The organism is Micromonospora sp. WMMD710 (assembly GCF_029626045.1).
Classification (GTDB): domain Bacteria; phylum Actinomycetota; class Actinomycetes; order Mycobacteriales; family Micromonosporaceae; genus Micromonospora.
Map to the genome: position 1 here is coordinate 1,943,697 of NZ_JARUBD010000001.1, position 12,588 is coordinate 1,956,284.

The 12,588-nt window shown below is 72.9% G+C and carries 13 protein-coding genes; 9 read left to right on the forward strand and 4 right to left on the reverse strand.

The features are described 5' to 3' along the window. Positions 1–20: 20 nt before the first annotated feature. Positions 21–1,019, reverse strand: coding sequence for a cytochrome d ubiquinol oxidase subunit II (gene cydB / locus O7620_RS08865; protein WP_278122641.1), 999 nt, complete (start codon positions 1,017–1,019; stop codon positions 21–23). 14 nt (positions 1,020–1,033) lie between these two features. Next, positions 1,034–2,446: a cytochrome ubiquinol oxidase subunit I gene (locus tag O7620_RS08870; protein ID WP_151490234.1), complete on the reverse strand. Its 1,413-nt coding sequence runs from the start codon at positions 2,444–2,446 to the stop codon at positions 1,034–1,036. A 167-nt stretch (positions 2,447–2,613) separates the two neighbouring features. Here O7620_RS08870 and O7620_RS08875 point away from each other — a divergent pair, with 167 nt between their 5' ends. From O7620_RS08875 to O7620_RS08895, 5 genes are all read left to right on the forward strand, one after another. Next, positions 2,614–3,387, forward strand: a complete 774-nt coding sequence (locus O7620_RS08875) for a lysophospholipid acyltransferase family protein (RefSeq protein WP_278122642.1) — start codon at positions 2,614–2,616, stop codon at positions 3,385–3,387. A 135-nt stretch (positions 3,388–3,522) separates the two neighbouring features. Then, positions 3,523–4,365 carry an SDR family NAD(P)-dependent oxidoreductase gene (locus O7620_RS08880; RefSeq protein WP_278122643.1) on the forward strand — a complete coding sequence of 281 codons (843 nt, stop codon included), beginning with the start codon at positions 3,523–3,525 and terminating at the stop codon, positions 4,363–4,365. Positions 4,366–4,439: 74 nt separating this feature from the next. Next, positions 4,440–5,207 (forward strand): glycerophosphodiester phosphodiesterase, encoded by a 768-nt coding sequence (locus O7620_RS08885; protein WP_278122644.1) that lies wholly within the window; start codon positions 4,440–4,442, stop codon positions 5,205–5,207. A 16-nt stretch (positions 5,208–5,223) separates the two neighbouring features. Continuing rightward, positions 5,224–6,618, forward strand: coding sequence for an MFS transporter (locus tag O7620_RS08890; RefSeq protein ID WP_278122645.1), 1,395 nt, complete (start codon positions 5,224–5,226; stop codon positions 6,616–6,618). A 164-nt stretch (positions 6,619–6,782) separates the two neighbouring features. Further along, positions 6,783–7,391 carry a thymidine kinase gene (locus O7620_RS08895; protein ID WP_225854687.1) on the forward strand — a complete coding sequence of 203 codons (609 nt, stop codon included), beginning with the start codon at positions 6,783–6,785 and terminating at the stop codon, positions 7,389–7,391. Here O7620_RS08895 and O7620_RS08900 read toward each other — a convergent pair. Further along, positions 7,358–7,516 (reverse strand): hypothetical protein, encoded by a 159-nt coding sequence (locus O7620_RS08900; RefSeq protein WP_278122646.1) that lies wholly within the window; start codon positions 7,514–7,516, stop codon positions 7,358–7,360. The two genes, O7620_RS08895 and O7620_RS08900, sit on opposite strands and share 34 nt — an antisense overlap. 494 nt (positions 7,517–8,010) lie before the next feature. Between O7620_RS08900 and O7620_RS08905 the strand changes: the two genes are divergently transcribed. Both O7620_RS08905 and O7620_RS08910 read left to right on the forward strand, forming a co-directional pair. Continuing rightward, positions 8,011–8,778 carry a DUF5753 domain-containing protein gene (locus O7620_RS08905; RefSeq protein ID WP_278122647.1) on the forward strand — a complete coding sequence of 256 codons (768 nt, stop codon included), beginning with the start codon at positions 8,011–8,013 and terminating at the stop codon, positions 8,776–8,778. After that, positions 8,769–8,960 (forward strand): DUF397 domain-containing protein, encoded by a 192-nt coding sequence (locus O7620_RS08910; RefSeq protein WP_278122648.1) that lies wholly within the window; start codon positions 8,769–8,771, stop codon positions 8,958–8,960. Before O7620_RS08905 ends, O7620_RS08910 begins: the two co-directional genes overlap by 10 nt. Positions 8,961–9,043: 83 nt before the next feature. Here the strand turns inward: O7620_RS08910 and O7620_RS08915 are convergent, their stop codons facing one another. After that, positions 9,044–9,502, reverse strand: a complete 459-nt coding sequence (locus tag O7620_RS08915) for a hypothetical protein (protein WP_278122649.1) — start codon at positions 9,500–9,502, stop codon at positions 9,044–9,046. 137 nt (positions 9,503–9,639) lie between these two features. Between O7620_RS08915 and O7620_RS08920 the strand changes: the two genes are divergently transcribed. Beyond that, entirely contained in the window at positions 9,640–11,343 is a 1,704-nt protein-coding gene (locus tag O7620_RS08920; RefSeq protein WP_278122650.1) for an acyl-CoA dehydrogenase family protein, read from the forward strand. Positions 11,344–11,373: 30 nt separating this feature from the next. After that, entirely contained in the window at positions 11,374–12,549 is a 1,176-nt protein-coding gene (locus O7620_RS08925) for a hypothetical protein (protein WP_278122651.1), read from the forward strand. Positions 12,550–12,588 lie beyond the last annotated feature (39 nt).

A 12,588-nucleotide genomic window follows, 5' to 3' on the forward strand; every position in this document is an offset into this window, starting at 1 on the left:
ACGCCGGCCCCCGATGACGGTCAGTGTTGCGGGATGTTGGCCACGCCGATGCGCTTGCGGAACACCCAGTACGTCCACGCCTGGTAGGCCAGCACGACCGGCGTGAAGATCACGGCCACCCAGGTCATGATCTTCAGGGTGTACGGGGTGGAGGCGGCGTTGGTGGCCGTCAACGTGCCGGCCGCGTCCAGGGTGGACGGCAGCACGTTCGGAAACAGCGCCGCGAACAGGGTCGCCACGGCCAGGCCGATCGCCACGGCGGTACCGGTGAACGCCCAGCCCTCCCGTCGTACCCGGGCGGCGGCGAGACCACCGAGCAGGGCGAGGGCCGCGCCGACGGCGAGCACGACGGCGGCCGCGCTGGAGCGGATGCTCAACGTCCAGGTCAGGAACCCGACCGCGAGCACGGCGGCGCCGACGCCCAGGCGCACCGCGAGCGCGCCGGCGCGCTCGCGGATGTCGCCGGTGGTCTTCAGGGCGAGGAACACCGCGCCGTGGGTCAGGAACAGCGCCAGGGTGGTCACGCCACCCAGCAGGGCGTACGGGTGGAGCAGGTCCACCAGGCCACCGACGTACTCGTGGTCAGCGTCCAGGGGCACGCCGCGCAGGATGTTGGCGAAGGCGACGCCCCACAGGATCGCCGGCAGCAGCGACCCGAGGAAGATCGCCGCGTCCCAGCGGCGCTTCCAGGACGCCTCGGGCCGCTTGTGCCGGTACTCGAAGGCGACCCCGCGGGCGATCAGCGCCAGCAGGATCAGCAGCAGCGGCAGGTAGAAGCCGGAGAAGAGGGTGGCGTACCACTCGGGAAACGCGGCGAACATGGCGCCGCCGGCGGTGATCAGCCACACCTCGTTGCCGTCCCACACCGGGCCGATGGTGTTGATCAGCACGCGGCGCTCGCGGTCGTCGCGGCCCAGCACGGGCAGCAGCATGCCGACGCCGAAGTCGAAGCCCTCCAGGATGAAGTACCCGGTGAACAGCACGGCGACGAGGAGAAACCAGATGGTGGTCAGGTCCACGATGGGCTCCGGGGTCAGTAGGCGAAGGCGAGCGGACGCTCGGCGTCGTCGGTGTCGTCGGTGGGGTTCTCCTCGCTGACGTCGGGCACCCCGGCCTTGGCGTAGCGCAGCAGGAGCTTGACCTCGATCACGGCGAGGGTGGCGTAGATCAGCGTGAAGGCGGTGAACGAGGTGAGCACCTCGGTCAGCGAGACGCTGCGGGACACGCCGTTGCGGGTGAGCATCTCGCCGAAGACGATCCACGGCTGGCGGCCCATCTCGGTGAAGATCCAGCCGAAGGAGTTGGCCAGCAGCGGCAGCACCGGCATGGCCAGCCCGGCGCGCAGCAGCCACCGGCTGCTCGGGGTGCGGCCCTTGCGCTGGCTCCAGAGCACCAGCAGGGCGATCGCGCCGGCGGCCATCCCGAAGGCGATCATGAAGCGGAAGCTCCAGTAGGTGACCGGGATGATCGGGGTGTAGCTGCCCGCGCCGTACTGGGTGGCGTACTGGGCCTGCAGGTCGTTGATGCCCTGCACGGTGCCGTGCGGGTCGCCGGTGCCCAGGTACGACAGCAGGTACGGGATCTTCAGGGCGAACACCTCGCGGCTGCCGTCGAGGCTGCCGATCGTGAGCACGGAGAACGAGGCGGGGCTCTCGGTGGTGTACAGGCCCTCGGCGGCGGCCATCTTCATCGGCTGCACGTCCGTCATGATCTTGCCTTGGATGTCGCCGGTGAACAGCACGGCGGCGGAGGCGACCAGGACCACCCAGGAGCCGAACTTCGTGGCGAAGCGGTACGCGCCGGTGTCGGCGGAGTCGCGGTTGCGGATCACATGCCACAGCCCGACCGCGACGATCAGCGACCCGGCGACCAGAAACGAGCCGGCCAGGGTGTGCGGGAAGGTGATCAGGGCGACCTTGTTGGTCAGCACGGCCGGGAAGTCGGTCAGCTCGGCGCGTCCGCTGTCGGGGTTGATCCGGAAGCCGACCGGGTTCTGCATGAACGAGTTCGCCGCGAGGATGAAGTACGCGGACAGGTTCGTGCCGATCGCGGCGGCCCAGATGCTGGCCAGGTGCGCCCGCTTGGGCAACCGGTCCCAGCCGAAGATCCACAGGCCGATGAAGGTGGATTCGAGGAAGAACGCGACAAGCGCCTCGATGGCCAGCGGCGCGCCGAAGATGTCGCCGACGAAGCGGGAGTAGTCGCTCCAGTTCATGCCGAACTGGAACTCCTGCACGATGCCGGTGACCACGCCCATCGCGAAGTTGATCAGGAAGAGCTTGCCGTAGAACTTGGTGAGCTTGAGGTAGCGCTCGTTGCCCGTGCGGTGCCACATCGTCTGCAGGATGGCCACCAGCACGGACAGGCCGATGGTCAGCGGAACGAAGAGAAAGTGGTAGACGGTGGTGACACCGAACTGCCACCGGGCGACGTCCAAGGCGTCCACCTGAATACCCCCAGCTATGCGTACTACGAGACGTAGTAAATACTACTGCTCGTCGTAGAGAATCGGGCAGGGTCGGGCGGCCCGAACCGGCCCGGGACCAATGACCCTGATCACCCCGGCCAACCAGCCCTCGCGACCGGGCCGACGCGTGCGACGATGTCGCGCTGATGGACACCGCGAACTCCACCTGGCAGCCGCCGCTGATCTGGCGCGCCGCCCTCCTGCTGGCCCGAGCCCTGGTCGGCCTGCTCGCCCGCCTCGAGGTCAGCGGCGACGTGCCCGCGCACCTACGCCGCGGCCCACTCGTGCTGGCCGCCAACCACATCAGCCCGTTCGACCCCGTCGTGATGGCCGCCGCCTGCCAGACCCGCGGCATCGCCCCCCGGATCATGGCGACCGCCGGACTGTTCCGCGCCCCGGTGCTCGGCGCCGCCATGCGTCACGCCGGCCACATCCGCGTCGACCGGGGCACCAGCGCCGTGCACCGGGCCCTCGACGACGCCGCCACCGCCGTCGCCCGAGGGTCGGTGATCCTCATCTACCCCGAGGGGCGCATCGGCCTGGACCCCGGCATGTGGCCCGAACGCGGCAAGACCGGCGCCGCCCGACTCGCCCTGGCCTGCGCCGCCCCCGTCATCCCGGTCGCCCAGTGGGGCTCCCACGAGGTGCTGCCCTACCAGGCGCCCCGGGGCATGCTGCGCGGCGTCGCCCGCGCACTGTGGCGCCGCCCGGTGATCCGGGTGCACTTCGGCACGCCCGTCGACCTGGCCGAGACGACCGCCGCCACCCCGGGGGCGGCCCGCAGGGCCACCGACCGGATCATCGACGCGCTCACCGACACCCTGGCCCCGCTGCGGCCCGACGAACCGGACCTGCCCCGCCACGTCGACCCCGGCCGCCCGAGCGACCCCAGCCGCGCCCACCGCCGCCGCCCAGCCTGAACCAGCACCCCGCCGCCCCCCGCGATCGGGCGGGTGCCGGGCATCTCCCGGCACCCGACGCCAGCCCTGGCCATACCATGCGGTGACCCTCATCAGAGTTCACGCGCAGCCGCCCGGGCAGGAAAGCAGGAAATCATGAGCGAGCAGACGGTGCTGATCACCGGCACGTCCACCGGCATCGGGCTGGAGATCGCACTCGGCTGCGCCCGCGCCGGCTGGCGCAGCGTCGCCACCATGCGCGACGTCGGCCGCGCCGAGCGGCTGCGCGCCGCCGCCGACGCCGCCGGGGTCGCCGACCTGATCGACGTACGCCGCCTCGACGTGACCGACCCCGACTCGGTGAGCGCCTGCGTCGAGGAGGTCGTCGGCACGTACGGGCGGCTCGACGCGGTGATCAACAACGCCGGCGCCGGGCATGTCGGCACCCTGGAACAGGACACCGTCGACGACGTGCGGGCCGTCATGGAGGTCAACTTCTTCGGGGTCCTGCACGTCAGCCGGGCCGCCCTGGCGCACCTGCGGGCCAGCCGGGGCCGCCTGATCACCGTCTCCAGCGTCGGCGGGATCGTCGGGCAGCCGTTCAACGAGGCGTACTGCGCCGCGAAGTTCGCCGTCGAGGGGTACATGGAGTCCCTCGCCCCGCTCGCCGCCACCACCGGGGTACGCGTCACCGTCGTCGAGCCGGGCGCGGTGGCCAGCGAGTTCGTCGCCAACATCGGCATCGACTCCGACGCCGCCAGCGCCGCCGCCGGGGTGTACGGGCCGGCGCTGCGCGCGTACCTCGCCCGCACCGGGCAGGCGTTCGCCGCCGCGCAGTCCGCGGCCGACGCCGCTGCGGTGGTGGTCGCCACCCTGACCGACCCGGCGCCGCCGGCGCGGGTGCAGACCTCCGACGGCGCCCGGCAGTTCGTCGGCGTCAAGCTCGCCGACCTCGACGGCTCCGCGGTGGCCCGGATGACCGGCGGCTGGCTGGCCTGAACGTCGTCACGCCGGACGACGAATGTCGCCGGGAGGTCACCCGGCCTCCACCGGCGGCAGGCATACTGCGTCGCGTGCTGACCCGATTCGGCTACCTCGACGCGCCCGCGCCGCTGGCGTTCGCCCACCGTGGCGGCGCCGCAGACGGCGACGAGAACACCACCGAGGCGTTCGCCCGCGCCATCGGGCTCGGCTACCGGTACGTGGAGACCGACGTGCACGCCACCGCCGACGGCGTCGCGGTGATCTTCCACGACCCGACTCTCGCGCGGGTCACCGGCGAACCGGGACGCATCGCCGACCTGCGCTGGGCCGACCTCGCCTCGGTACGCGTCGGCGGTGCTGCCGTCGTACCCCGCCTCGACGAGGTGCTGGGCGCCTGGCCGCAGGTCCGCTTCAACATCGACGTGAAGGCCGACGGCGGCGTCGAGCCGACGGTCGCCACCGTGACCCAGGTCGGCGCCGCCGACCGGGTGCTGCTCGCCTCGTTCAGCGACGCCCGGCTGACCCGGCTGCGCGCCCTCACCGGGGGACGGGTCGCCACCAGCCTCGGCATGCGCGGGGTCGCCCGGCTGCGGCTGGCCTCCCTGCACGGACGTCCGCTGCGCCTGCCCCCCTCGGTGGTCGCCGCGCAGGTGCCCCCGCGCTACGGGCGGGTGCCCGTGGTGGACCGCCGGTTCCTCGACTACTGCCACCGCCTCGGCCTGCAGGTGCACGTCTGGACGATCGACGAACCCGCCCAGATGCACGACTTACTGGATCGTGGCGTGGATGGCATCATGACCGATCACGTCGGCGTGCTGCGCGACGTCTACCGCAGCCGCGGCCACTGGGCCGCCTGACCATCAAGGACCCCCGATGGCCGAGACCGTGACCCCCACGGTGCACGACACCCCGCCTCCGGCGAGCACTCGCCGGGAGCGGCGCGGCTGGTACATCTACGACTGGGCCAACTCGGCGTTCCAGACCACCGTCATCACGGTGTTCCTGGGCCCGTTCATCACCACCGTCGCCGAGCTGGCCGCCGGGTGCGAGCTGGGCGCGGACACCTGCGACGGGTACGTGCACCCGCTGGGCATCCGGGTGGCGGCGGGGTCGTACTACCCGTACCTGATCTCGCTGTCGGTGTTCCTCACCGTGTTCGTGCTGCCGGTGATCGGGGCGATCGCGGACCGGTCGGCGCACAAGAAGCGGCTGCTCGGCGGCGCCGCGTTCACCGGTGCCGGCGCGACCATCGCGATGGCCTTCGTGACCGGCGACCGCTACCTGCTCGGTGGCGCGCTCTTCCTGATCGCCAACATCTCCTTCGGCGCCGCGATCGTGGTGTACAACTCGTTCCTGCCGCAGCTCGGCGGCCCCGACGAGCGCGACGGCATCTCCAGTCGCGGCTGGGCGCTGGGCTACCTGGGCGGCGGGCTGCTGCTGGCGTTCAACCTGGTCGCGGTCACCCTGTTCAGCGAGGACGACAACCCGCAGCGCACCCTGGACCTGGCCCGCTGGTCGATCGTCTCCGCCGGGGTGTGGTGGGCGGTGTTCACCCTGGTGCCGCTGCGCTGGCTGCGGGAACGCCCCAGCGCGGAGGCGGCCCTGGGGCAGCGGGGCAACGTGCTCCTCGACGGGTTCCGGCAACTGGGCCGCACCCTGCGCGAGATCAAGGCGTACCCGCTGACGCTGTTCTTCCTGCTGGCGTTCCTGGTCTACAACGACGGCATCCAGACCGTCATCACCCTGGCCAGCCAGTACGGCACCGAGGAGCTGCGGCTGGAGCAGAGCACCCTGATCGTCACGATCCTGCTGGTGCAGTTCCTCGCGTTCGGCGGCGCGTTGAGTCTCGGCGCGCTGGCCCGGCGCATCGGCGCGTGGAAGACCGTGCTGCTCAGCCTGGTTCTCTGGACCGGTGTGATCATCGCCGCGTTCCGGCTTCCCGCCGAGGCGCCGGTGCCGTTCATGGTCCTCGGCGCGGCCATCGGCCTGGTCCTCGGCGGCAGCCAGGCGCTGAGCCGGTCACTGTTCAGCCAGCTCATCCCCGCCGGCAAGGAGGGCGAGTACTACGGCTTCTACGAGATCAGCGACAAGGGCACCAGTTGGCTCGGGCCACTCGCCTTCGGGCTGGTGTTCCAACTCACCGCCTCCTACCGGGTGGGCCTGGTCTCGCTGCTGATCTTCTTCGTGGTCGGGTTCCTGCTCCTGGCGGCCGTGCCGATCCGCCGGGCCATCGTCGCGGCCGGCAACACGCCACCCCGGGTGCTCTGAGCACGCATCCCGCACCCGACAGATCAGGCACGGTCGATCGGCTAGGCTGCCCGACCGTGACTGACGACGCCGCTGCCGCCCCGACCTGCCTGGCCCACCCGTTCCCCGGCCAGCCGCACGCTCCGGCGGGGTGCGCGGCGGCACGCGGTCTCGACGGGCGTCCGGTGCACGCGGCGGCGTTGAAGTTCTTCTGGGGGCCGATGGACTGTGGCAAGTCCACGATGGCGTTGCAGATGAACTACAACCACGCCCGGCAGGGCCGCCGCGGGCTGGTCACCACCCGCATCGACCGGTCGCTGGGCCCGCAGGTCACCACCCGCATCGGCCTGGCCCACGAGGCCATCGAGGTCACCGACGACCTGGACCTGCGGGCTCTCGTGCGGGGCCGGTGGGCCGACGGGGTACGCGTCGACTACCTCATCTGCGACGAGGCGTGCTTCTACACCGTCGAGCACGTCGAGCAGATGGCCGAGCTGGTCGACAGCTACGACGTGGACGTGTTCGCGTTCGGTCTGGCCACCGACTTCCGCTCCAGCCTGTTCCCCGCCGCGCAGCGTCTGTTCGAGCTGGCCGACGAGGTGGCCCGCATCCAGGTCGAGGTGCTCTGCTGGTGCGGCCGGGAGGGGCTGCTCAACGCCCGCGTCGTCGACGGTCGGGTGGTCCGCGAGGGCGCCCAGGTCGTCATCGGCGATACCGTCGACACCGCCGACGTGCGCTACCAGGTGCTGTGCCGCCGGCACTACCGCAGCGGCGACCTCGGCCCCCGCGTCTGACCACTCCCGCCGTCGCCGCGCGGACGGACCCATTGCAGGAACCGTTCGACGTACGCCGCCGGGTCGGGCGTCAAACCCAGCTTCACCGCGTCGGTGTACGCCTCAGTGAGCAGGGTCGTCAGCATGAGCACCATCCCGACGCGGTCGCCGTGCCACCGGGAGAGCAGCGACAGGCGTGCGGGCGAACACGGCCAGGGGGCACCGCAGCGCCGGCACCGCCAGTGCGGCAGACCGGGATGGTGTGCTCGCGCGGCCGCCGTCATCCGGTGACCCAGCGGTGCGCGGGGGCGAGGTTGCGGAACACCCGGTCGGGTCGCGGCAACGGTGGAGCGGGAAACCCGATCGGGTGTTCCGGCGGGAGGCTCGGCGGTTCCGGCTTCTCGGGTTCTGCGGGCTTCGGCGCTTGCGGCACGGCTGTCCCCCTGCGTGTCGTCGGGAGGGGGCCCGGCCTCGGTGCTCGCCGTCGTGCCAGCCGGGCCCCCGGCCACGACGCGCCCGCGGACAAGGGCCCCTTACCGTCAGTCACGTCGTCTACAAAAAACCTTGCCAGGGGTTGCGGTACGCATACACTCCGTAGCAGGGTTCCCTTGGGACGTTCGGGACGTCAGGAGGGGACGCGATGAATCAGGGACTCATCGCCGCGATGGCTGAGGCGGGAGTAACCGCTGAAAGCCTCGCAGGTCAGGTGGGAGTCGATCCGAAGACCGCCGCGCGTTGGGCCAACCCGGGACGCACGCCGCGCAGCCGGCACCGCGCCGACGTGGCGCGGGTGCTTAGCCGGGACGTAGCCGACCTGTGGCCGGAGGTGATGACGCGACGGGAACCGGTCTGGTTCCGGCCCTGGGTCGACATCGAACGCGAGGCGGTGACATTGCGGGCCTTTGAACTCGCCTGGATACCTGGCCTGCTGCAAACCGAGGCGTACGCCCGGGCGACCCTGGCCGGCGGCGTGCTGGCGGCAGACAAGGTCGCCGAGCTCGCGGAAGCCCGGATGAGCCGACAGTCGATCCTGACCCGCGACGGCGGGCCTCTGCTGGTCGCCGTGCTCGACGCCGGGACGCTCAGTCGACGCGTCGGTGACGATCGCGCCCTCATGGCGGCGCAACTCGCGCACCTGCTCGCCTACGCCGAACGGGGGACCGTCCAGCTTCACATCGTGCCGGCCGACGCCCCCAGCTACCCCGGGCTGGACGGTCCCTTCACGATCGCGGACATGCCGGACGGGACCCGGGTGGCACACGTCGACAGCCCGGCACGCGCTCAGATCCTCGACCAGCCGGCAGATCTTGTTACGCTCGAACGACGTTGGGAACGCATTCGAGGCGAGGCACTTCCCCGAGGGCGCTCCTTGGAATTTCTCAGAGAAGCGGCAGCATCATGGACATGACCGGCGCGCAGTGGCGTAAGAGCACCAAGAGCGGCGGTAACGGCGGCAACTGCGTCGAGGTCGCCGACAACCTCCCGGGCGTCGTCCTCGTCCGCGACACCAAGAACCGTGACGGTGGCACCCTTTCCTTCACCCCCGCGTCGTGGCGCGGCTTCGTCGCGATGGCGAAGACCGCTCGCTGACCGACCGACCGCAGAGCCCCCGGCGCAGGCCGGGGGCTTCTTGCGTGCCACAGCAGCCCCGGCAATGCTCGCGGACCGGCGGCTCAGAACGGGTCACCGCACACCCGCCAGTCCCCGTCCTCACGGACCACCGGCAGGCGGCGCTCCTCGCTGATCCCGCCGTCGCGGGTGACCATCACCGTCACCGTGCCGTGCGGGCGCCCGCTCCTGGTGGCCACCGACACGTCGGTGATCTCGTAGTCGGTGACCATCGGCGGGGTACGCACCCAGCTGGTGAAACCGATCGCGCTCCAGCGGCTGCGCGCGTCCTTGCACAACCGGTCGTACGCGCCGGTGGTGTCGCCGAGGGTCACCTCGTTGAGGAAACCGTCGGCGGTCTCCCGGATCGGGCCGGCGGCCCCACGAACCGTCTGCAGGTTCCAGGCGGCCAGCCCCGCCACCCCGACGCAGCACAGCGCCACGCCGAACCCGGCGAACGCCAGCCCGGTACGCATCGGACGGGTCCGCCGGGCCGGTCGGCTCCACGGCTGGCCGGCACCCACGACTACCGACCGTAGAGAACACCATCACGCCGCAGCGGGACAAGTCAGAAATCCGGTGCGCCGGTGCGCCCTGTTCGGACTGGCCACGGATCGTCTACCGTCGGCGCACACCCCCGAGCAGTGCCAGGAGCCGATCGATGAACCGCTTCGTGCAGCCGGTACCACCCCCCGCCGACCCGTACGCCGACGACACCCTGCTGCGGTCCTGGCTGGAACGTCACCTCGGCCCGGCCGGGCACGCCGCCGCGAAGGGCCGCCTCGCCGACCTGGCGGCCGACGTCAGCGGGCCGCTGCGCGCGGCGCACGCCGACGCCGAAGCGCACCCGCCGACGCTGGTCCGCTACGACCCGTGGGGCGCTCGCGTCGACCGGATCGAGGTGTCCGCCGGCTGGCAGACGCAGCGTGCGGCCGCCGCCCGGCACGCCGTGGTCGCGTTGCCCTACCTGCCGGACGCGCGCGGCACCTGGGGCGCCGCCGCGCGGGTCGTCCAGCACGCCCTGCTGCACCTGTACGGCCCGGAGTCGGCGACGTTCTCCTGCCCGGTGGCGATGGCCGACGGTGCGGCGGCGCTGCTCAGCATGCCCGACGTCGACGCCGTGGTCCGGGACGCGTGGCTGCCCCGGCTGATCTCCACGGACCCGGCCACGGCGATCACCAGCGGGCAGTGGATGACCGAGTCGCAGGGCGGCTCCGACCTGGGCCGATCCAGCACCGTTGGCCGGCCCGCCGCCGACGGGTCGTGGCGGCTGACCGGCCAGAAGTGGTTCTGCTCGGCCGCGGACGCGGCGATGGCGGTGGCGTTGGCCCGGCCGGAGGGCACCGGACGGGGCAGCCGGGTGCTCGCCCCGTTCCTGGTGCCCCGCTACGCGGCCGACTCTCCCCTGGCCGACGGGGCCGCCGCCGACGCGCCGGCGCCGGGTGTCACCGTGCACCGGCTCAAGGACAAGCTCGGCACGCGGGCGTTGCCGACGGCCGAGATCGGCCTGCACGACGCGTACGCGCTGCCGCTGGGCGACCCGGCGGTGCCCGGCCTGGTCCGGGCGATGACCCTGGTCGTGGTGACCCGGGTGCACAACGCCGCGGCGGCGGCCGGTGGGATGCGCCGCGGTCTCGCCTACGCCCGGGCGTACGCCGACGTGCGGCACGTCGCGGGCGGCGCGCTGGCGTCCTCGCCACTGCACCGGGCCACCCTGGGCGCCCTCGCGGTCGACGCGGCGGGTGCGTTCGCCCTGGCCGGGCACGCGTTCGCGCTGCTCGGACGCGTCGAGGTGGGCGCCGATCCGACGGCCGCGGCGGAGCTGCGCATCGTGGCACCGTTGGCGAAGCTCGCCACCGGCCGGCTCGCCGTCGGCTCGGCCAGCGAGTACGTGGAGAGCTTCGGCGGGGCCGGCTACGTGGAGGACACCGGGGTGCCCCGGCTGCTGCGCGACGCGCAGGTGCTGCCGATCTGGGAGGGCACCACGAACGTGCTGGCCCTGGACGTGCTGCGCGCGTTGACCCGGGAGGACGCGGGGGCGCCGCTGCTGAGCCGGCTCGCCGCCGCCGTGGACCTGGCCCGGCCGCTGTCGCCGGCGCTGGCCGACACGCTGGCCGCGGCGACCGCGCAGCTGCGGGACACCATCGCCGCGGTGACCGCCGACGCGGGCGCCGAGGCGGTCGTCGCGGGTGCCCGTGGGCTGGCGCTGCGCCTGTCGTACGCGCTGACCACCGCCCTGCTCGTCGAGCACGCCGCCTGGGGTGACGAGCAGGCGGAGCTGGCCGCCCGGCTGTGGGCGCGACGCTGGCTGCGGCACGAGGAGATCGCCGAGGACGCCCACCACCACCTGGACCTGCTTTGCTGAACGGCCGGCGCGAGCGGAGGGCGGGCACCCGTGTCGGTGCTGATCGAGTTGGGCGACACCCGGGGTGCGCCCCCGGACGACGAGCACCGGCCGCCGGCCGGGCCGTCGCCGCGCTGGCGGGTGGCGCTGCTGCTGGCGATGTGTGCCCTGCTCGGCGGTGCCGCCGCGCCGGCGCGGCTGAGCGCCCAGGTGGGGCCGGCACTGCCGAGCCGGGCGATCCTGCTCAGCGCGGGCCCGCTGTTGCTGGTCGTCGATCCGGGGGCCGACCCGCCGACGCTGAGCGCGTACGACACGGCGGCGTCGTACCGCACGCCACGGTGGCGGGTCGGCATGTCGCCGGCCACCGGATGGTCCGCCGAGATCGCCGGCGACCTCCTGCTGATCACCGAACGCGACCAGCTGCGCCGGGCGTCGGCGACGACGGCCCGGTCGGTGCGGACCGGCCTGCCGCTGTGGCGGCGACCCGAGCGGGTGTACGCGGTCGGCGACACGGCGGTGGCGGTCAGCGAGGTGCGCAGCGCGTCCGAGCCGGGGCGGCGGGTGGAGGGGGTGGTGCATGGCGTCGACGCCGGCACCGGCGCCACCCGGTGGTCGGTGCCGGTGCCCTCGACGGCCGTGCTGGAGGTGCTGCCCGATCCACCCGCGCGGGTGCTGCTGGTGCAGGACGACGGGCTGGCCCGGCTGCTCGACGCGCGTGACGGCAGGGTGCGCGGGCAGGGGTCGTTGCCGCCTGCGGACTACGGCCCGGACAACCCGCAGGCCGTCGGCGGGCACCTGGTGCTGCGCCACCCCAGTGGTGCGGGGGTGACGCTGACCGGGTACGACCTGCCCGGCCTGGTGCCGCGCTGGCGGATGCCGGTCGAGGCGGGTGACCTGACGCTGCGGGCCTGTCAGGGTCTGCTCTGCGCGCAGGACCGGGGCGGCCGGTGGGCGTTCGACCCGGGATCCGGGACGCGCGCCTGGACGTGGCCGGCCGGGCAGCGGTGGCGCACGGTGGCGGGCGCCCGGGGTGCCACCGACACGCTGGTGCTGTTCGGGACGGCGGCGGACGGGCGGCGGACCCTGGTCGCGACGGTGGGTCGTGACGGCCCTCGGGTGCGCGGCGTCCTCCCGGCCGGGATCACCGACTGCCGCCGGGCCGGCGCCCGGCTGGTCTGCCGCGAGAGTGCCGCGCGGGTGTCGGTGTGGCCGCTCGACGTGCGCTGACCCACGATGCGCGGCGGGTCGGGAATCGCCGGCGTACCT

What these genes read in the sequence shown, in the direction of transcription:
- O7620_RS08890 (WP_278122645.1), top strand. Translation starts at nt 5,224, where the DNA reads ATGGCCGAGACCGTGACCCCCACGGTGCACGACACCCCGCCTCCGGCG.
- O7620_RS08910 (WP_278122648.1), top strand. Translation starts at nt 8,769, where the DNA reads ATGGACATGACCGGCGCGCAGTGGCGTAAGAGCACCAAGAGCGGCGGT.
- O7620_RS08875 (WP_278122642.1), top strand. Translation starts at nt 2,614, where the DNA reads ATGGACACCGCGAACTCCACCTGGCAGCCGCCGCTGATCTGGCGCGCC.
- O7620_RS08900 (WP_278122646.1), bottom strand. Translation starts at nt 7,516, where the DNA reads ATGCTGACGACCCTGCTCACTGAGGCGTACACCGACGCGGTGAAGCTG.
- O7620_RS08905 (WP_278122647.1), top strand. Translation starts at nt 8,011, where the DNA reads ATGAATCAGGGACTCATCGCCGCGATGGCTGAGGCGGGAGTAACCGCT.
- O7620_RS08920 (WP_278122650.1), top strand. Translation starts at nt 9,640, where the DNA reads ATGAACCGCTTCGTGCAGCCGGTACCACCCCCCGCCGACCCGTACGCC.
- O7620_RS08880 (WP_278122643.1), top strand. Translation starts at nt 3,523, where the DNA reads ATGAGCGAGCAGACGGTGCTGATCACCGGCACGTCCACCGGCATCGGG.